General features: G+C 62.7%; 12 protein-coding genes. All 12 read right to left on the bottom strand.

Features of this window, described 5'->3' with window-relative positions; all coding sequences use genetic code 11:
* Window positions 1-24: 24 nt before the first annotated feature.
* The 12 genes from IC234_RS20520 to IC234_RS20465 all read right to left on the bottom strand — a co-directional run bounded on the left by IC234_RS20520 (window position 25) and on the right by IC234_RS20465 (window position 18,580).
* The gene (locus IC234_RS20520) at window positions 25-681 is read right to left on the bottom strand and encodes a beta/alpha barrel domain-containing protein (RefSeq protein WP_190928397.1); all 657 of its coding nucleotides are present in this window, start codon (window positions 679-681) and stop codon (window positions 25-27) included.
* Window positions 682-824: 143 nt separating this feature from the next.
* Window positions 825-1,835: a sugar kinase gene (locus tag IC234_RS20515; protein WP_190928395.1), complete on the bottom strand. Its 1,011-nt coding sequence runs from the start codon at window positions 1,833-1,835 to the stop codon at window positions 825-827.
* A gap of 126 nt (window positions 1,836-1,961) precedes the next feature.
* On the bottom strand, window positions 1,962-3,395 hold the full coding sequence (gene uxaC, locus IC234_RS20510; RefSeq protein WP_190928393.1) for a glucuronate isomerase: 1,434 nt from the start codon (window positions 3,393-3,395) through the stop codon (window positions 1,962-1,964).
* Between the two features lie 252 nt (window positions 3,396-3,647).
* The gene (locus tag IC234_RS20505) at window positions 3,648-5,300 is read right to left on the bottom strand and encodes a UxaA family hydrolase (protein ID WP_190928391.1); all 1,653 of its coding nucleotides are present in this window, start codon (window positions 5,298-5,300) and stop codon (window positions 3,648-3,650) included.
* Between the two features lie 26 nt (window positions 5,301-5,326).
* A complete protein-coding gene (locus IC234_RS20500) occupies window positions 5,327-6,862 on the bottom strand; it encodes a tagaturonate reductase (protein WP_190928389.1) in 1,536 nt (511 codons plus the stop codon).
* Window positions 6,863-6,925: 63 nt separating this feature from the next.
* Window positions 6,926-8,053, bottom strand: coding sequence for a pectate lyase (gene pelA / locus IC234_RS20495; protein ID WP_223827818.1), 1,128 nt, complete (start codon window positions 8,051-8,053; stop codon window positions 6,926-6,928).
* Window positions 8,054-8,122: 69 nt separating this feature from the next.
* Window positions 8,123-10,024 (bottom strand): RagB/SusD family nutrient uptake outer membrane protein, encoded by a 1,902-nt coding sequence (locus IC234_RS20490; RefSeq protein WP_190928387.1) that lies wholly within the window; start codon window positions 10,022-10,024, stop codon window positions 8,123-8,125.
* A 27-nt stretch (window positions 10,025-10,051) separates the two neighbouring features.
* On the bottom strand, window positions 10,052-13,339 hold the full coding sequence (locus tag IC234_RS20485; RefSeq protein ID WP_190928385.1) for a SusC/RagA family TonB-linked outer membrane protein: 3,288 nt from the start codon (window positions 13,337-13,339) through the stop codon (window positions 10,052-10,054).
* A gap of 39 nt (window positions 13,340-13,378) precedes the next feature.
* A complete protein-coding gene (gene kduI / locus IC234_RS20480) occupies window positions 13,379-14,209 on the bottom strand; it encodes a 5-dehydro-4-deoxy-D-glucuronate isomerase (RefSeq protein ID WP_190928383.1) in 831 nt (276 codons plus the stop codon).
* Between the two features lie 94 nt (window positions 14,210-14,303).
* Window positions 14,304-15,074, bottom strand: coding sequence for an SDR family oxidoreductase (locus IC234_RS20475; RefSeq protein WP_190928381.1), 771 nt, complete (start codon window positions 15,072-15,074; stop codon window positions 14,304-14,306).
* A 503-nt stretch (window positions 15,075-15,577) separates the two neighbouring features.
* A complete protein-coding gene (locus IC234_RS20470; RefSeq protein WP_190928379.1) occupies window positions 15,578-16,534 on the bottom strand; it encodes a pectinesterase family protein in 957 nt (318 codons plus the stop codon).
* A 354-nt stretch (window positions 16,535-16,888) separates the two neighbouring features.
* Window positions 16,889-18,580: a sodium/sugar symporter gene (locus tag IC234_RS20465; protein ID WP_190928377.1), complete on the bottom strand. Its 1,692-nt coding sequence runs from the start codon at window positions 18,578-18,580 to the stop codon at window positions 16,889-16,891.
* Window positions 18,581-18,706 lie beyond the last annotated feature (126 nt).

Below are 18,706 nucleotides of genomic sequence, written 5' to 3'. Positions count from 1 at the left end.
GCGCGCTCAACGCGCCACCGGAAACTATTTTTTCAGGGCGTCGACCACCTGCATCAGCTGGCCGATGCTGGCCGAGAGGGCCGCGGGGTCGTCGGCATTTTTGAAGAGCTGCGAGCCCATGCCCACGGCATTCACCCCGGCGCCAAACCAAGCGCTGAGGCTGGCCTCGGTGGGCTCCACGCCGCCCGTCACCATGAGCTTGATGTGGGGCATGGGGCCGCGCAGGGCCTTCACGTAGTCGGGGCCCACCACGTTGCCGGGGAAAATCTTCACCACGGCCGCGCCGAACTGGCTGGCGTGGTAGATTTCGGTGGGCGTCATGGCGCCGGGCAGCCACGGAATGTTGCGGGTGCGGCACACGTCGGCCACCTCGGCGGTGGCCACGGGCTGCACCACAAACTCGGCGCCGGCGGCAATGAACTGCGCGGCTTCTTCGGCCTTGTAAATGGTGCCAATGCCCAGAATCATCTCCGGGCACTGCTCGGCCACGAAGGCCTGCAGCTGCTCAAACACTTCCAGCGCCTTCTCGCCCCGATTCACAAACTCAAACACGCGAATGCCGCCGGCGTAGCAGGCCTGCAGAATGCGCTGGGCATAGGCCACGTCGGCGTGGTAGAACACGGGCACCACGGGGTAACGGAGCAGCGTGGCAAGGGTTTCGTCGGCGGAGTGTCGGGGCATTGGCTTTTAAATCAGAACAATTAACAAGAACGTCATGCTGAACGCAGTCGAAGCATCTCTACCTCGATACTTACTGATTTACTTGCGCAGTAGAGATGCTTCGACTGCGTTCAGCATGACGTTCTTTTTCTTAATGCTTTAAATCAGCGCAGCAGGCGGCCGCTGGTGTTGCCTTTCATGATTTCTTCCACCTCGGCTACCGTCACCAGGTTCACGTCGCCGTGCACGGTGTGCTTTAGGGCCGAAGCCGCTACGCCGAAGGTAAGCGCCTGCTGGGGGTTGGTGTACGCCAGCGAGCCGTAGATGAAGCCGGCCATGAAGGCGTCGCCCCCACCAATGCGGTCGACGATGGGGTTGATGTCGTAAGTGACGGTTTCGAGAAACTGTTGGCCGTCGTAGTAAATGCCTTTCAGGCCGTTGTGCGAGGCGCTGTGCGTTTTGCGGCGCGTGGTGATGACTTGCTTGATTTGCGGAAACCGCGCCATCACCTGCCGGGCCACCGACACGAATTTATTATCGGTGCCGGGCTCGGGCACGATGCCGAACAGGTCGTCGGCGTCGTTTTCGGAGCACACCACAATGTCGCAACCCTCCACCAGCTCCGACATCACGGACTGGGCCGTTTGGCCGTACTGCCACAGGTTGCGGCGGTAGTTCACGTCGGCCGACACGGTGATGCCCAGGCGGCGGGCGGCGGCAATGGCCTGGCGCGTGGCCTCGGCCGAGCTGGCCGAAATGGCGGGCGTGATGCCCGTCCAGTGCAGCCAACCGGCATCTTTCAGGATTTCATCCCAGTTGAACGCAGCCGGGTCGAGGTGGGCAAAGGCCGAGTTGGCGCGGTCGTATACCACCTTGCTGGGGCGCATCCCCGCCCCCACTTCCAGAAAATACAGCCCGAGGCGGTCGCCCTGGTACACAGTAGCGTCCATATTCACGCCCAGGGCCCGAAACTGCTGGGCCGCGGCGTGGCCCAGGTCGTTGGCCGGAAAGCAGGTGACGTGGGCGGCCGGCACCCCAAAACCAGCCAGCGAGGCGCCCACGTTGGCGTCGCCGCCGCCGTAGGTAATTTCGAGGCTTTGCGTTTGGGCGAACCGGTAGTTCAGCGGCGGCGACAGCCGCATCATGATTTCGCCGAACGTGACAACTTGCTTCATTCTTCGGGATTTTGGAACGAGGTAGAGACGCAACATGTTGCGTCTCGTCGTTGCTGAAGTTTATGTGTGATGCGTGGTTCGGCGCGGCGCTGGTCGTTCAACGACGAGACGCAACATGTTGCGTCTCTACGCCGTTACGGCCGCGGCTTCCACCACTTTGCCAAAGCCAAAGTACTCCTTGGCGTTGCCGTAGCAGATGTTTTGCACCATGCGGCCCAGCAAATCCATATCCGCAGGCAGCTCGCCGTTTTCCACGTCGTTGCCCAGCAGGTTGCAGAGCACGCGGCGGAAATACTCGTGGCGCGGGTACGAGAGGAAGCTGCGCGAGTCGGTGAGCATGCCCACGAAACGCGAGAGCAGGCCCATGTTGCTTAGGGCGTTGAGCTGCTTCTCCATGCCGTCCTTCTGGTCGAGGAACCACCAGCCGGAGCCGAACTGAATTTTGCCCGCCACCGAACCGTCGTTGAAATTGCCAATCATCGTGGCAATCAGCTCGTTGTCGGCCGGGTTGAGGTTGTAGATGATGGTTTTCGCCAGCTTATCCTGCCCGTCGAGGCGGTCGAGGAAGGAGCTCAGGGCGCGGCCCTGCGAGAAATCGCCGATGCTGTCCCAGCCCGTGTCGGGACCTAGTTCGCGCAGCATGCGCGAGTTGTTGTTGCGCAGGGCACCGATGTGGTACTGCTGCGTCCAGCCTTTCTCCCAGTCCAGCACGGCCAGCAGCACCAGCATGGCCGATTTGAATTTCAGCACCTCATCGGCGGTCAGCTCGACACCGCCGCGCACCTTCGAGAAAATGGCGTCGATTTCTGCTTCGGTGTAGTCGGCGGCATAAATCTGCTCCAGGCCGTGGTCCGACAGGCGGCAGCCCACGCTGGCGAAGAAATCATGGCGCAGGCGCAGGGCTTTTTCCAGGTCGGCAAAGGTGCGGATGTCCACTTCGGCCGCCGCGCCCAGCTTGTCGAGGTACTGGTTGTAAGCAGCGGCCGACTCCGGCGCCATCGCCTTGTCGGCGCGGAAAGTGGGCAGCACGTTCACGGCAAAGCCCGACGCGGCCAGGGCTTGGTGGTGCTCCAGCGCGTCGGCGGGGTCGTCGGTGGTGCACAGGGTCTCCACGTTCATCTTGCGCAGCAGGCCCTGCACCGAAAACTCCGGGGTTTGCAGCTTGGCGTTGCACTCGTCGTAGATGCGGCGGGCGCTGTCCTTGTTCAACAGCTCGGTGATGCCGAAGTAGCGGCGCAGCTCCAGGTGCGTCCAGTGGTAGAGCGGGTTGCGCAGGGTGTAGGGCACGGTTTCGGCCCATTTCTCAAACTTCTCCCAGTCCGAGGCGTCGCCGGTGATGTAGCGCTCGGGAATGCCGTTGGCCCGCATGGCGCGCCACTTGTAGTGGTCGCCGTAGAGCCAGATTTGCGTGATGTTGTCGAACTGCTTGTCCTCGGCTATCTGGTCGGGCAGCAGGTGGTTGTGATAATCGATGATGGGCATCTGCTTGGCATACTCGTGGTAGAGCGTGCTGGCCGTGGCCGTTTGCAGCAGGAAATCGTCGGAAAGAAATGGCTTCATAGTCAACTAAAGATGCCCGGACGACGCCCGGGTAGGTGCTACTATTTCAGGATTCGAAGGTAGTCTGTCAATACAGCGCCAACCTTCATGCAGCCTCCTGATTTGGCTATTTATTAGCGAAAACGGTTGCGTAAAAAAATTGCATTTGTCATCCTGAGCGTAGCGAAGGACCTTATCACGTTGGAGCAAATCGTTCTGGCTTGATAAGGTCCTTCGCTGCGCTCAGGATGACAGACGGAGCATATGACCAGCCTACAAGCTCACCCCGCGCTTCCACGGAATGAAGTCGGTTTGGTCGTGGCGCACGGCGGCCACTTCCTCGCCGCTGGCCACCCGGATAACGTAGTCGAGAATGCGCTCGCCGGCCTGCTCAATGGTTTCCTCGCCGTCAATCACCGTTCCGGTGTTCACGTCGATGATGTCGGGCATGCGCTTGGCGAGGGCCGTGTTGCTGGCCACCTTGATGACCGGCGCGATGGGGTTGCCGGTGGGCGTGCCCAGGCCGGTGGTGAACAGCACGATGTTGGCCCCCGAGCCCACTTCGGCCGTGGTCGATTCCACGTCGTTGCCGGGGGTGCAGAGCAGGTTCAGGCCGGGCTTGGTCACGGGTTCCGGGTAGTCGAGCACGGCCACCACGGGCGAGGAACCGCCCTTGCGGGCCGCGCCGGCCGATTTCATGGCGTCCGTAATCAGGCCGTCGCGGATGTTGCCGGGCGAGGGGTTCATGTCGAAGCCCGAGCCCACGGCCACGGCCGAGTCGCCGTAGGCCTTCATCAGGCTGCTGAACCGCTCGGCCACGGCGGGCTCCACGCTGCGGTCCACCAACTCCTGCTCCACGCCGCACAGCTCCGGGAACTCCGCCAGAATAACCGAGCCGCCCAGCGCCACCAGCATGTCGGATACGTGGCCCAGGGCCGGGTTGGCCGAGATGCCGGAGAAGCCGTCGGAGCCGCCGCACTCCAGGCCAATGTTCAGGGCCTTGAGCGGCGCGGGCTCGCGGCGGGCTTGGTTGGCAATCATCAAGCCCGCGAAGGTTTGGCGCAGGGCCGTGCTGATGAGGTTTTCCTCGGTGCCAAGCTTCTGCTGGTCGAGGATGTAGAGGGGCTTGCTGAAGTTGGGGTCGCGCTTGGCGATTTCCTCCTGCAGCATGCTGGCCTGGGCGTTTTGGCAGCCCAGGCTGAGCACCGTGGCGCCGGCCACGTTGGGGTGCGTGATGTAGCCGGCCAGCAGGCCGCACAGCGTCTGGGCATCCTGCCGGATGCCGCCGCAGCCGCCTTCGTGCGACAGGAAGCGGATGCCGTCCACGTTCGGGAACGGGCGCGAGCTCTGGGCCACGTCCTCCCCGGCGGCCAGGTCGGCGCTCAGGATTTCTCCTACCGACTTGCCGGCCTGCAGCAGGCTGAGCAGCTTGCGGGTTTCGGGCTGGTAGTTTTTGCGGCGCTCGTAGCCGAGGTCGGTAATCAGGGCGTCTTTCAGCACCTGGATGTTGCGGTTTTCGCAGAATACCAGCGGAATCACCAGCCAGTAGTTGGCGGTGCCCACGCGGCCGTCGGCGCGGTGGTAGCCCAGGAAAGTGCGGTCTTGCCAAGCCGATACGTCGGGGGCCTGCCAGGCGGCGCGCTGGTGGCCGTGCTCGTCGTAGCTGTTGGTGGCGTGCTGCATGTTGGCCGTGGTGAGGCGGCCGCCGGGGCGAATGGCCTCCTTGGCTTTGCCCACCAACACGCCGTACATCGTCACGGGCTCGCCCGGGCTCAGGCCCAGGGGCGCGAGCTTGTGCTTGGCCGGAATGGCTTCGGCGGTGGTCACGTAGCCGCCTTCCCAAGGCACTTCGGTGCCAACGGGCAGGTCGACGAGGGCAACGAGGACGTTATCGGCAGGGTGGATGCGGGCAACTTGGTGTTTCATAGCAATCAGACTCAAAACGGCCAATACTAATTAGCTAAGGCTGTTTTCTTGGTGAAAAACGCGGCCAGGGTTTCGGAGGCGCCCCCGTCCAGCAGCTGGTCCAGGTAATGGGTCACGGCTTCGGCGAAGCCGGGCAGGCGGGTGAGGTCGTGGCCCCACAGCACGGTGTTGCGCAGAGCCGTGGTGGTCAGCTCCTCGGGCGAGAGGCGGGCCCACAGGTCGGCAAAGTAGCCGGCGCGGTCGTCGGTGATGGTGTAAGGCTCGCCGTTGGCTTCGCCCTGGCCCACACCGGGCGCCGAGGCCGTGTTGCGCATGAACAGCAGGTAGGCCGCAAAGCCCAGCGCCATGTAGTGCGGCACGGCGTGGTGCGTCTGGTAGTAGTGCAGCAGCGTGGGCACGTTGCGCATTTGCATCTTGGCGGTGCCCTGCATGGCAATGGCCAGCCAGCGGTGCTCCAGATAGGGGTTGCGGAAGCGGTCGAGCACCTGCGTGCCGAAGCGCTGGCCCACTTTCTCGTCTACCTGGTACGGGATGCCGGGCAGCAAATCGGCCAGCATCAGGTTGTGAATGAAGCGCGCCAGGTCGTCGTTGTCGAGGGCTTCGCGCACGGTGGTGCAGCCCACCAAGTGGGCCAGGGCATAGCTCAGCGTGTGCGTGCCGTTGAGCAGGCGCAGCTTCAGCTCGCGGAACAGGGTAATGTCGGGCCGGATGACCACGCCCTTGGCCGCGGAGTGGAACGAGAGCACCTCGCGCACTTTTTCGCCGCCTTCAATGGCCCAGAGCGCATAGGCTTCGCTCATGGTCAGCAGCTCGTCTTGGTAGCCCAGCTCCTCTTGCAACTGGGCATAGAGGGCCGGCTCGGGGCGGCCGGGCACAATGCGGTCGACCAGCGTGTTGCAGAAATGGTTGGCGGCTTCGAGCCAATCGATGAAGGCGCTGCCCAAGTCGTTGCGGTGGGCCAGCTCCAGCACAATGGCTTCCAGTTTGCGGCCGTTGTCCGGAATCAGCTCGGTGGGCACAATCACCAGCCCGCAACTCACGTCGCCCTGGAAGGCTTGGAAGCGCGCGTAGAGCACGGCCAGCAGCTTGCCCGGAAACGACGAAGGCGGCGTGAGGTGAATGTCTTCGTTCACCAACTGAATGCCCACTTCGGTGGTGTTGGAAATCACCACCTGCAGGTCGGGGCTGGCGGCAAACTTTAGCACTTCGGCCCACTGGCTTTTGGCCGAGAGCACGCGGCTGATGCTGGCGCACACCACGTTTTCTTCCACCGGCTTGCCGTCTTCCACGCCGCGCACGCACACGGTGTAGAGGCCGTTCTGGCGCTCAAACGCCGTGGCGTCGCCACCGTCGGTGCTTTTCACCACCACCACGCGGCCGTTGAACACGCCCTGCCGGTTGGCCTCGTCAATCATAAAATCGGGCAGGCCGCGCAGCAGCACGCCGGTGCCGAATTGCAGCACCTTCTCGGGCAGGTCAAACAGGTTCTGGGCGGGCCAGGCCACGGCGGCGCCACCCGAAGCCGGGGCGGCCAAAGCCAGCGGTTGATTCAAAGTGTCCATCGGAATGGAAATGGAATAAAGACGGAGTGAATAAATAGGGCGTAACGAAGCTAGGGCCGCGCTTTAGGGCTTCTCTCCCGTACTCACCCGTTTCTGCCAAGCGGGATAATCCTTTTCGAGGAGTTTCGCGGGCCAAGTGCCGGCGTAGAGGTAGCCGGCGCGCCGCTCGTTTTCAATCTCGCTGAGCTGGTAGTGCACCTTGCTGTCGCGCCCCACGTAAATTGGGCGGTCGGTATCGAGCTCGTAAAACCGGGCCCAGAGGGTGGCGCCGGCTTCGGGCACTATCACCCGGTCGCGGCCGGTCGGCTCGCCGGGGGCCGCTATTTCCTTCATGGTGTAGCCGGTCAGCTTCACTTTCTGGAACCAGGCCACGGCGCTTTCGATGGACTTGCGCACGGCCGGCGAGGGCTTCTCCACGCCCATCAGAAAGCGCACGATTTCCACCGATTCGTCGCCGCTCAGCGAGGCCAGTTCGAAGGCGCGGGCTTTGGCGGGCTGCAGGGTTTTCTCGTCGTACTGCGCGCACCAGGCCGTGGGCTGGCCCTGGCGCACGTACTGCGTTTTCAGGATGCAGTCGATGCCGCGCTCCACGGCGGCCTTGGCCTGGGGCACCAGCGCCGCGTCGAGGCCGTTGTACGGGGCCTTTTGCTGCCCTACTTCGCGCAGCACCTGCAGCACGCGCACCATGGCGTTGTCGTTGTAGGTAATCTGGTGGCGGTAGTTGCTGAAATCGGGGTAGTACTGCGGAAAGCCGCCGTTGGCGTACTGCATTTTCAGCAGGTAGCGAATGCCGTTTTCGGCGCCCTGGCGGTAGGCCGGGTTGTTGGTCTTCTGGTAGGCCTGGGCCAGGTAGATGATTTCGCGCGAGGTCGCGTTGTTGTCAATCGTGGCGTCGTTGCGGTTTTTATCGGCCAGCGTGCGGGCGCGGTCGGCGGCGCTCATGGGGTGCTTGTAGTCCACCTTGGCGCTGCCCACGGCCTTGGGCCAGCCGCCCACGGCGCGTTGGTACACCAGCATTTTTTCGGCCGTGCTATCCTGCAGCGCGGCCTGGGGCTGCGCCACGGGGTTGGCCGTGGTGGCGGGGTCGGCGCCGGGGGTGCTCACGGTCTCGGCGGTGAGCGTTTGGCGGGCGCACGAGGTGCCCACGGCCGTAACCGCCAGCCCGCTCAAAAGCAGCAATAGTCGAAGCATGGTGTAACCGGAGAGGGGAAATTTCCCGGCGGCGGGCCCGGACGGTTCCGTTCCCGCCGCCGAGGATGCTTAGTAGCCGAAGTTTTGCTTCAGGGCCGGGTCGGCGCTGATGGTGGCCTGCGGGATGGGCAGCAGCTCCTTGCCTTTGCCGGGCTGGTACTCGGCCGCCAAACCCGAGCCAACGCTGGTGACGCTGGTGGTGGCGCCGGGCAGCGTGTACACCGTGCCCGAGGGCTTGGTGTTGGCCACGTAGCTCGCGTCGATGGCCTGGCGCCAGTTCACGCGGGTGGTGCCGGCCGGGGCCGTGTTGGGCGTGGGCGAAGGCCGGTAGAACGAGCGCACCCACTGAATGGGCTGCACCGCCAGCGAGGGGCCGGTGGGCGTGCGGTAGTACTGGTACAGGGGCACGTTCTGGTAGGGAGGCAGGCCCTGGGCCATTTTCTCGATGTTGTTCTTTACTTCGGCCATCTTGGTTTCGAACAGGTTCCAGCGCAGCAGGTCGTACTTGCGGATGCCTTCGCCCCCGAACTCGATGTACCGCTCGTTCACGATGGCGTTGAAGAAGCTGGCCTTGCTGGTCAGGCTAAAGCCGGCTTGCGCCAAGGTCGAAGTAGCCAGGGCGCGGTTGCCGCCGAAGCCCCGGGTGCGCACTTCCATGAAGGCGTCCTGCGCGGCTTGGGTGGGGGCGCTGTTGAGTTCGTTCTCCGCCTCCGCAAACATGAGCAGCACGTCGGCGAAACGGATGATGGGCCAGTTGTAGTCGAGGTAGTTCACCGAGCCCGTCACGGGCGGGATGTGCCAATCGCGGCGCCATTTGCCGTCGGTGGCCGAGTTCAGGGCCACGCCAATCTGGAAGGTGCCGGTGCTGGCAATGCCGTAGGTGGTGATGGTCACGTCGCGGCGCGTGTCGGTCGAGTCAAACGCGTAGAAGTAGGGCGGCGCGATGGTCACGGCGCCCTGCGTCGAGCCGTAGATGCTGGACGGGTTTTGCAGGCGCGGGCCGTTGTAGTAGCCCAGCTTGCTGCCCGAAGCGCCCGTGGCCGTGCCCATGCCCACCTGGAACATGATTTCGTTTGAGCTCTCGTTGCGCAGCTCGTTCATGCTTTTGAACACTTCCAGGAAGCTCGGGTTCAGGTTGTGCTCCAGGCGGGCCGTGGGGGTCATCAGCTCCTGGCACTCCTGGCGGGCAATGCGGTAGTAGTCGAGGTAGTCGGCCGGGCGCGTCATCTGGTTGCCCTGCAGCGAGTAGCCGCCGCGGTAGAGGGCAATGCGGGCGCGCAGCGCCTTGGCAGCGCCTTTGGTGATGCGCTCGTTGGCCGCACCGGCCTGCGAGCGCCAGGGCAGCAGGTTTTCGGCCACCAGCAGGTCGTCCACCAGTTGTTTCAGGGTGGCGTTGCTGTTGGAGTTGGGCAGGTTGAAATCCTGGCCCGACACGGCCGGCGTGAACTGCACGGGCACGTTGCCCCAGTTGCGCACCAGCTCGAACAGATATTGGGCGCGCAGCGTGAGGGCTTCGCCGTGCAGACGCTTCAGGGCCGCCATGTCGGTGGCGCTGCCGCCGGTGTAGAGGGCCATCTTCGGAATCTGGTCGATGCAGATGTTGGAGCGCTCCACGCCCTGGTACAGTTGGTTCCAGGGGTTGTTGATTTCGGTGTTGTTGGGCAGCGCCGTGTAGCGGGCAATGCTGCGGCGGGCGCCGTCGGCGGCCCCGGCCGAGCCAATCAGCTCGTCCGAGTCCAACGGGTAGTACATGCTGATGCGCGTGCCGTAGCCGTTGTCGCCCGAGAGCGGGTCGTAGGCGCCAATGACGGCCGCCGTGGCGCCGCTCACGCTGCTGAACGTGTACTCGGTGGTGTTCAGCGCCAGGGGCTCCACTTCCAAGTAGTCTTTGCACGAAGACAGCAGCCCGCCAGCACCGGCCAGGACCACCGCGGCCAGTGCAACCCGGCCAAAAGAATGAAACGATTTCATATAGTTGAGGCGAAAAACGGGTGGGAATTAAAGCGACAGGTTCACGCCGAAGAGCAAGGCGCGGCTGCGGGGGTAGGCGGCGTAGTCCACGCCCGGCGTGAGCGGGGTGGCGCGGCGGGTGTTCACCTCCGGGTCGTAGCCCGTGTATTTGGTGAAGGTGTACACGTTGTTGGCCGTGAGGTAGAAGCGCAGGCTCTGAATCTTGGCGCGGCCGGTCAGTGCCTTGGGCAGGGTGTAGCCCACGGTAATGTTGTTCACGCGCAGGAACGAGCCGTCTTCCACGGCCCAGGAGTGGAACACTAGGTTGCGGGTGGGCGTCCAGATGTTGGCGTTCTGGTTCACTTCGTTCAGGCGGGCAATGGTGGTGATGGGCGAGCCGTCGGCCTCGATGATGCGGTAGCGGTTGCCCATGATGCCCAGCACGTTGTTGAAGGCCGTGTTGGCGGTGTTCGAGGTGAACTCTATCTTATTGGCGTTGTACACGTCGTTGCCCAGCACGAAGTTCAAGAACACGCTGGCGTCGAAACCTTTGAACGTGAACTGCTGGTTCAGGCCGCCCACCATTTTGGGGTTGGCGTTGCCGATGACCGTCTGGTCGTTGGCGTCAATCTTGCCGTCGCCGTTCAGGTCCTTCAGCTTCAGCAGGCCCGGGCGGTAGGCCGTTTCGCCGATGAGGCCGAGGTTATCCACAAACTTGATGTCGGTGCGGGGCGTCCACGAGTTGGCAATGCTGCTGGTGCTCGTAGTGGGGGGCACGTAGCCCGAGAAGTCGTTGGCGGTCAGGTAGCCGTCGGTCACGTAGCCGTACATCTCGCCCACGGGCCGGCCCACGCGGGCCAGGTAGTCCTGGGTGAGGGCGGTGCCGCCCCAGCCCGAGGTAATGCCGAGAATTTGCTGCTGGTCGCCGCCCAGGCTCTCGATGCGGCCGCGGTTGAACGAGGCGTTGGCCGTGGCCGTCCAGCTGAAGTTCTCGTTGCGGACGATGTTGCCGGTCAGCTGCAGTTCCAGGCCTTTGTTCGAGGTCGAGCCCACGTTTTGCAGCTGCGTGGTGTAGCCCAGGAAGGCCGGCACCGGCTTGTTCAGCAGCAGGTCGCTGGTGGTGTTGTAGTACGCATCAGCCGTGAACTGCACGCGGTTGTCGAGCAGGGCCAGGTCGATGCCGATGTTGCGGGTCGTGGTCGATTCCCAGATGAGGTTGGGGTTTGCCAGACCGGTAGCCGCCGAGCCCAGCACCAGGGTGTGGTTCAGCGCATAGGGGGCGCTGCCGGCCTGGAACAGCTGGTTGTAAAGGAAGTCGTTGATGCGGTTGTTGCCGGCCTGGCCGTAGCTCAGGCGCAGTTTCAGGTCCGTGATGGTGGGGATGTCCTTGAAGAACTCCTCACGCGAGATGCGCCACGCGGCCGAAGCGCCGGGGAAGAAGCCCAGCTTCTTGCCGGGGGGAAACTTCGACGAGCCATCGACGCGGAAGGTACCCGTGAACAGGTACTTGTCGTCGTACGAGTAGGTCAGGCGGCCGAAGCCCGAAAGCTGGCGGTAGTCGGCCGGAATGCTCGTTTGGGGCAGCACGGGCTGGGCCGTCTGGCCGGCCGGAATCACGCCTTGGTTGATGTTGGCCAGTGCCCGCTCGGCCGTGATTTCCAGCGGCAGGAAGTTGGTCTGGATGTAAATCTGGTCGGCCCGCTGCTGGTACACTTCTTCGCCCAGCAGCACGCCGCCCGAGTGCTTGCCGCTCTTGAAGCTGTAGTCCAACACGTTCGAGTTGTTGAGCGTGGCCTGCTTGGTGGTTGTCAGCGTGGCGAAGGGCAGGTTGGAGTAGCCGCCGGCGGGCGAGCGCAGCGTGGGCGAATACCGGCCGTTGAACGTGCCCAGGTTGATGTCGGTGATGTCGAAACCGGCCGTGGTGCGGAACGTCAGGCCCTTCACAATCTCATAAGACGCATTGGCGCCGATGTTGATGGTGCGGCGCTTGTCGTTGCGGTACTCGTTGTCGATGGTCACGATGGGGTTCACCAGGCCCGAGAAGTCGGCCACGTCCGAGTCGAACACGGCCGGGTCGGGCACGAAGCCGTCGGGACGGGGCACCAGCAGCGGCTGGTATTGCACGGCGTTGCGCAGGCGCGAGGTAGTGTTCGAACCCGTGGTGGAGGTGCCGGCGCCCAAGGTGCCCTGGTCGTTGTAGCGGACATTCAGACCGATGCGGAACTTGTCGCTGGCCTTGGTGTCGAAGCGGAAGTTGAGCAGATTGCGCGAATAGTCCGAGCCGCGCTGAATGCCCTGCTCGTCGTTGCGCGTGAGGCTGAGCGAGTAAGTGGTGCCCTTGGCGCCGCCGGCCACCGACACGTTATGCGTCTGCTGGTACGCGTCGCGGCCAAACACCTCGTCCTGCCAGTTCACGAAGGGAGCGTTGCGGGCGCGCAGCAGCGTGTCGCTGTTGAAGTTGGTGCTGCCGTAGAGGCTCTTGAACGTAGGCAAGCCGCCCGAGACGTTGCCAATCACGCGCGAACGCTCGTACTCGTAATTCAGGTAATCCTGGGGCTGCAGCACGCTCAGCGTCTTGGCAATGCGGCGCACGCCCACGAAGCCGTTGTAGCTCACCACCGTGCGGCCTTCGCTGCCTTTTTTGGTGGTGATGATGATAACGCCGTTGGCGCCGCGGGCGCCGTAGATGGCCGTAGCCGACGCATCCTTCAGCACGTCGACCGAGGCAATGTCCTGCGGGGCAATCACGCTCAGCGCGTTTTCAATCTGAATACCGTCGACCACGTACAGCGGCGAGTTGTCCTGCGTAATGGAGCCGCCGCCCCGCACGCGCACCTGCACGTTGAGGTTGCCGGGGGTGCCTTCGGCGCTGGTCAGCTGCACGCCGGCCAGGCGGCCGGTCAGGGCTTCCGCGGCCGAGTTTACGGGCACGTCCTTGATTTGCTGCGCGCTCACCGACGACACCGAGCCGGTGACGTCGCGGCGCTGCACTTCCTGGTAGCCAATCACCACCACGTCTTCGAGCTGCTTGCTATCGGCAGCCAGCGTTACGTTGATGGTGGTTTGGTCACCCACGGTTACTTCTTTCGAGGTGTAGCCCACAAAGCTGAACCGCAGCTTGGCCGTGGCGGCGCTGGCGGCAGGAAGCGTGAGGCTGTAGTCGCCGTTTACGCCCGTAGAAGCGCCATTGGTGGTGCCTTCCACGAGCACGGTCACGCCCGGGAGGGCTTCGCCCTCCGCCGACTTCACGACGCCCTGCACTTGGCGGCTTTGGGCCATGGCCAGCCCGATGCTCCCGAAGAACAGGAGCCAGACCAGGAGAAAATGTTTTTTCATGAGTGAAAAAATTGGGGTGGGAGTTTTTTTAAAAGATTGCTAGCGCAGTGCGTCGAGCGGCACGGCGTCCATGTCGGTGTATTCGCGGTTTTCGCCGGCCATGCCCCAGATGAAGGCGTAGTGGCTCGAGCCGCAGCCCGTGTGGATGGACCACGGCGGCGAGAGGATGGCCTGCTCGTTGCTCACCCACAGCGGGCGGGTTTCGGTGGGCTCGCCCAGCAGGTGCAGCACGCGCTGGCCCTGGGGCAGGTTGAAGTAGAGGTAGGCTTCCATGCGGCGGTCGTGGGTGTGGCTCGGCATGGTGTTCCACACGCTGCCCACTTTCAGCTGGGTCAGGCCCATCACCAGCTGGCAGCTCTGAATGCCTTCCTGGTAGATGTATTTGTAGATGGTGCGCTCGTTGGCCGTTTCCCGGGCGCCCATTTCCACGGGCGTGGCTTCGGCCTGGGTGCGGCGCGTGGTGGGGTGCACCGCGTGCGCCGGGGCCGAGAGCAAGTAGAACTTGGCCGGCTGGGCCGCATCGACGCTGGCAAAAGCCACTTCTTTCGAGCCCATGCCCACGTAGAGGCAGTCCTGGTTGCCCAGCTCGTACACCGTGCCGTCCACGGTGATGGTGCCGGCGCCGCCCACGTTCAGGGCGCCCAGCTCGCGGCGCTCCAAGAAGAAGTTGGCCTTCAGCGACTCGGGGCAGGGCAGCGTGAGCGCCGCGCCGGTGGGCTGGGCCCCGCCCACTATCATGCGGTCGTAGTGCGTGTAGGTCAGCTCGATTTCGCCGGGCGTGAAGATGGTTGAAATCAGGAAATGCTCGCGGATGCCGCTCGTGTTGAGCGTGGCCGTTTCGCGGGGACCGATGGCAAAGCGTTGGGTCATATTTCAGTTAGCAGTTAGCAGTGAGCAGTGAACAGTTTTTCAGAAGACAATCAAGCAAAATTGCTCACTGTTCACTGATAACTGTTCACTGATTTTACCGCCCCATCCAGCCGCCGTCGACGGTGAGGATGGTGCCGTGCACGTAGTCGCTGGCCGCCGAGGCCAGGAACACGGCCGGGCCGGCGTAATCAGAAGGCAGGGCCCAGCGGCCGGCCGGAATGCGCGAGAGGATGGCGGCGCTGCGCTCTTCGTCCTGGCGCAGGGCGGCGGTGTTGTCGGTGGCCACGTAGCCGGGCGCAATGGCGTTCACGTTCACGCCGCGGCCGGCCCACTCGTTGGCCAGGGCCTTCACCAAGCTGCCCACGCCGCCCTTACTGGCCGCGTAGCCCGGCACGTTGATGCCGCCCTGAAAGGTGAGCAGCGAGGCCGTGAACACGATTTTGCCCGAGCCGTTCTGCAGCATCTGGCCGCCGATGGCGCGGGCCAGGCGGAAGGGCGCGTCGAGGTTGATGCTCAGCACGGCGTCCCAATCCTCGTCGGAGTGTTCGACGGCCGGCGCGCGGCGGATGATGCCGGCGTTGTTGAACAGGATGTCGATAACCGGAAAATCAGCCTGCACCTGCTTGATGAAGCCCTGCAGCTCTTCCAGCTTGCCAAAATCGGCCTGGTAGCCTTTGTATTCGCGGCCCAGGGCCTGCACGGCCAGCTCCGTTTCGCCGCCCTTGGGCATGTGGATGGAAACGCCAATGATGTCGGCGCCGGCCTCGGCTAGGCCCAGGGCAATGGCTTGTCCAATACCACGGTCGCAGCCCGTCACGAGGGCACGCTTACCAGCCAAGCTAAACGCAGAAGAGAATGCAGTCATACAAAAGGGACAATGCGGAGAAGAGTGAAAGAGGAGTTTGGATGGTTCTCGGCGGTTGGCGCCGGTCCTGCTTCATAAATATTTCATGGCAAGCAGGCCAAAAGCAAGAGTTGGACAATCTATTTTTGTGCAATCGTTGCCGGGAACGATGCCATACCAGTCCTGGCCTCCCACATCCTGCCTAAAAACGCGCGTAAAGCCGCAAAATCAGCTACTCCTGCCCTAGCGCAGCACCAGTCCGTTTTGATAATCAAAATTGAACTTTATCAACAAAACCACCGCTGTCTATTTCCTAACTATTTGCTACCCGGGGCTGGCTCTGCTTCCTTTTCCTACTGTGCCGCGGTGCGCGTCTTGCGTCCACACGGGCTCGGCCCGAGTGGCCGTGTAGCCTACCCATCCCCGCCTTTAGAAGGCAGCCAGTGGGAGAGGCCGTACGCAACAGGCCCCGCTGATGCGCCGGAGCGCACCAACGGGGCCTGTTGTGAAACAACGGATGACGGCTACTCGCCGGCCAGCGGGTTCCAGTTGCCTAGCACGGCTTCGCGGGTGTAGAAGGCAGCCTGCTGGGGCGTGAGCTGGCGGCTCCACAGGATGCGGGCCTTGGGGGCCGCGCCTTCGCCGGTCGATTTGTACTCGGCAAAAAAGGCGTCTTGCTTGTTGCTTTCCTTGCCCCAGTGGTCCCAGCCTTTGGGCTTGATGATGTTGCTCAGCTCGCAGTTGAGCAGCACGGTTTTGCCAAAGGGCTTCCAGGGGCGGGCGATGAAGTAGGACTGGGGAGGCGCCTCGCCGCCAATCTTGCAGCGCTGCAGCACGATGCCGTAGCGGATGCTGTCCGGAGTGGAGGCGGCAATGATGACCGTGCCGCCCGTTTTGCAAAACAGCGTGCACTCCTCGAAGTACGCCGTGGCCGAGCCCAGAATGTAATCGGTGGTGCCTTCGATGTAGCAGTTTTTGTAGTACTGGCGGCTGCCGTAGCCGTACACGTACAGCGTGTCGCGGAAGCCCAGGAAGCGGCAGTTCACGAACTTGGCGCGGTCGCCATACACCCACATGGCGGGGCCCTGGCCCACGGTGCCGGCGGTGTTTTCGAAGGTGATGTTTTCGGCCGAGAAATCGTTGCCGAACACCCGGAACGTGGAGGCTTCCGAGGTGCCCAGGGGCTCGCCGTTGGCGGGGGTGCGGCCGTTGTAGTCGTCGAAGGTGAGGATGGTGGTGTTGAGGTCCTCCCCTTTCAGCTTCACAAAGGTTTGCTTCTTGGCCAGGTTCAGCTTTTCCTTGTAGATGCCCTTGCGGATGAAGATGACGGTGGGCGTTTTGTTGTTGAGCGGCACGGCGTCGAGGGCGGCCTGCACGGTGCGGAAGTTGCCGGAGCCGTCTTGCGCCACCACCACGGTTTTGGTCTGGGCAAAACCGCTGAAGCTGGTCAGCAGCAACAGGAAGAGTAGAATTTTAGACATGAGAGTTGGGTGGGTAGGGAATTCGACGCCGCGAGCAGGTGGCCCCTGTAAGCAATGCGAATTTAGGACAGTGTTATCGACCAGTCCAAATTAATAATCGTTCAACTTGCTTATTTAACCGTTCGACTACAGAATAAACCAATTTATTCCGCAACGATGCTGCCCGCTCCGAGGCTTGCGCTCCCACCCTTTTGCTGACGACGACCAAACGATTGGCGACAACGCTTTTGGATTTTCGCCTTAGCACCAAGCCCGTCGCAACTCCCGTACCGCGTCTCGCCCACCCCAACAAAATGGCCCGCTGGCAGGTGCCGGCGGGCCACAAAAACGGCTCAGAAATGATGCGCGAAAAGCCTACCAGTAAATGGTGTAGAGCGTGGTGAGGATGGCCACAATGGCCATGGCCCCGATGGCAAAGCCAGGCGTCGTTTTGAACATGCTGCGGTCCACTTCCAGGCCGTTGGTTTTCACGCCGCGGCTGGTTTCGAACAGGCTGATGAGCACCATCATGACCACGCAGATGACGAACACGAAGCCCATGCGGTCGAGGAAGGGAATTTCGTACACGCCATCGGCATTCGGCACGGCGAAGCCCAGCGGCGCCAGGAATTTCAGGTCCACGTAATTCGGCAGGAACTTGAACATTACCGACAGCAGGAAGCCGCCCACGGTGGCAAACAGGGCCGCCGTGGAGGTGGTGCGCTTCCAGAAGAAGCCCAGGATGAACATGGCGAAGATGCCCGGCGACACGAAGCCGGTGTATTCCTGAATGTACTGGAAGCCGCCCTTCTTATCGATGCCCAGGTGCGGCGCAATCAGCACGCCCAGCACCATGGCCACCACCACGGTGATTTTGCCCACGTTCACCAGCTTCTTTTCCGACGCTTCGGGGTTGATAACTTTCTTGTAGACGTCGAGCGTGAAGATGGTGGCAATGGAGTTGGCTTTGCCGGCCAGCGAAGCCACCACGGCGGCCGTGAGGGCGGCAAAGGACAGGCCTTTGAGGCCCACGGGCAGGATGTTGAGCAGCACCGGGTAGGCGCGGTCGGGGTTGAGGTCGGCCCCGGCGCCAAACTCGGCGGCGCCAAACACGTCCTGCTTGTAGAGCACGTAGGCGGCAATGCCGGGCAATACCACAATCACGGGCATGAGCAGCTTGAGGAACGCCGCAAACAGGATGCCGCCGCGGGCCGTGGGCAGGTCGGCGCCCAGCGCGCGCTGGGTGATGTACTGGTTGCAGCCCCAGTAGTTGAGGTTCACAATCCACATGCCGCCGAGCAGCACCGTGAGGCCGGGCAGGTCGATGAAGTTAGGGTTGTCCTTTTTAAAAATCATCTGGAAATGGTCGCCGGCGTTCTGCGTCATCAGGTTGAAGCCATTGATGACGCCGGAGCTGCCGTAGTGCTCGGCCACCAGGTTCAGGGCCAGGTAGGTGGTGGCCAGGCCGCCGAGGATGAGGAAGAACACCTGAATCACGTCGGTGAAGCCAATCACCTTCATACCGCCCAGCGTGATGATGACGGCAAACGCGGCCAGCGCATACAGGCAGAAATCAAGGTTGAGGCCCGCGATGCTGCTGATGGCAATGGCACCGAGGTACAGAATCGAGGTCAGGTTGACCACCACGTAGAGGGCCAGCCAGAAAATGGCCATAATCATGGCCACCGTGCCGTTGTAGCGCTGGTTGAGGAACTGCGGCATGGTGAAAATGTGGTTCTTCAGATACACCGGAATGAAGAACACGGCCACGATGACCAGCGTGATGGCGGCCATCCACTCGTAGGTGGCGATGGCGAGGCCCATCTTGAAGCCCGAACCCGACATGCCCACAAACTGCTCGGCTGAGATGTTGGAGGCGATGAGCGAGGAGCCGATGGCCCACCACGTGAGCGAGCCTTCGGCGAGGAAGTAGTCTTTGGAGTCGCCCTCCAGGGTGCCGTCGTGGCCGGTTTTGCGACGATATACCCAGATGCCGTAGCCGGACACGATGAGGAAGTAAACGAAGAATACGATGTAGTCAATCGTATCGAGGGCGTGCTTGTTCATTGAAAGAAGAGAGGGAATTAGGACGATGCGCGCGCCGACGCTTGCGGGCGCAAGGCTGGCGAAGCTATGGAAAGGTAATGTTGCGCTAAAAAAACGGCTTCTGAAAGGAAAATCTTGGTTTTACTT

Origin of the sequence: Hymenobacter armeniacus (assembly GCF_014699055.1) — a bacterium.
Classification (GTDB): Bacteria; Bacteroidota; Bacteroidia; order Cytophagales; family Hymenobacteraceae; genus Hymenobacter; species Hymenobacter armeniacus.
This window is presented reverse-complemented; position numbering and strand designations above follow the sequence as displayed.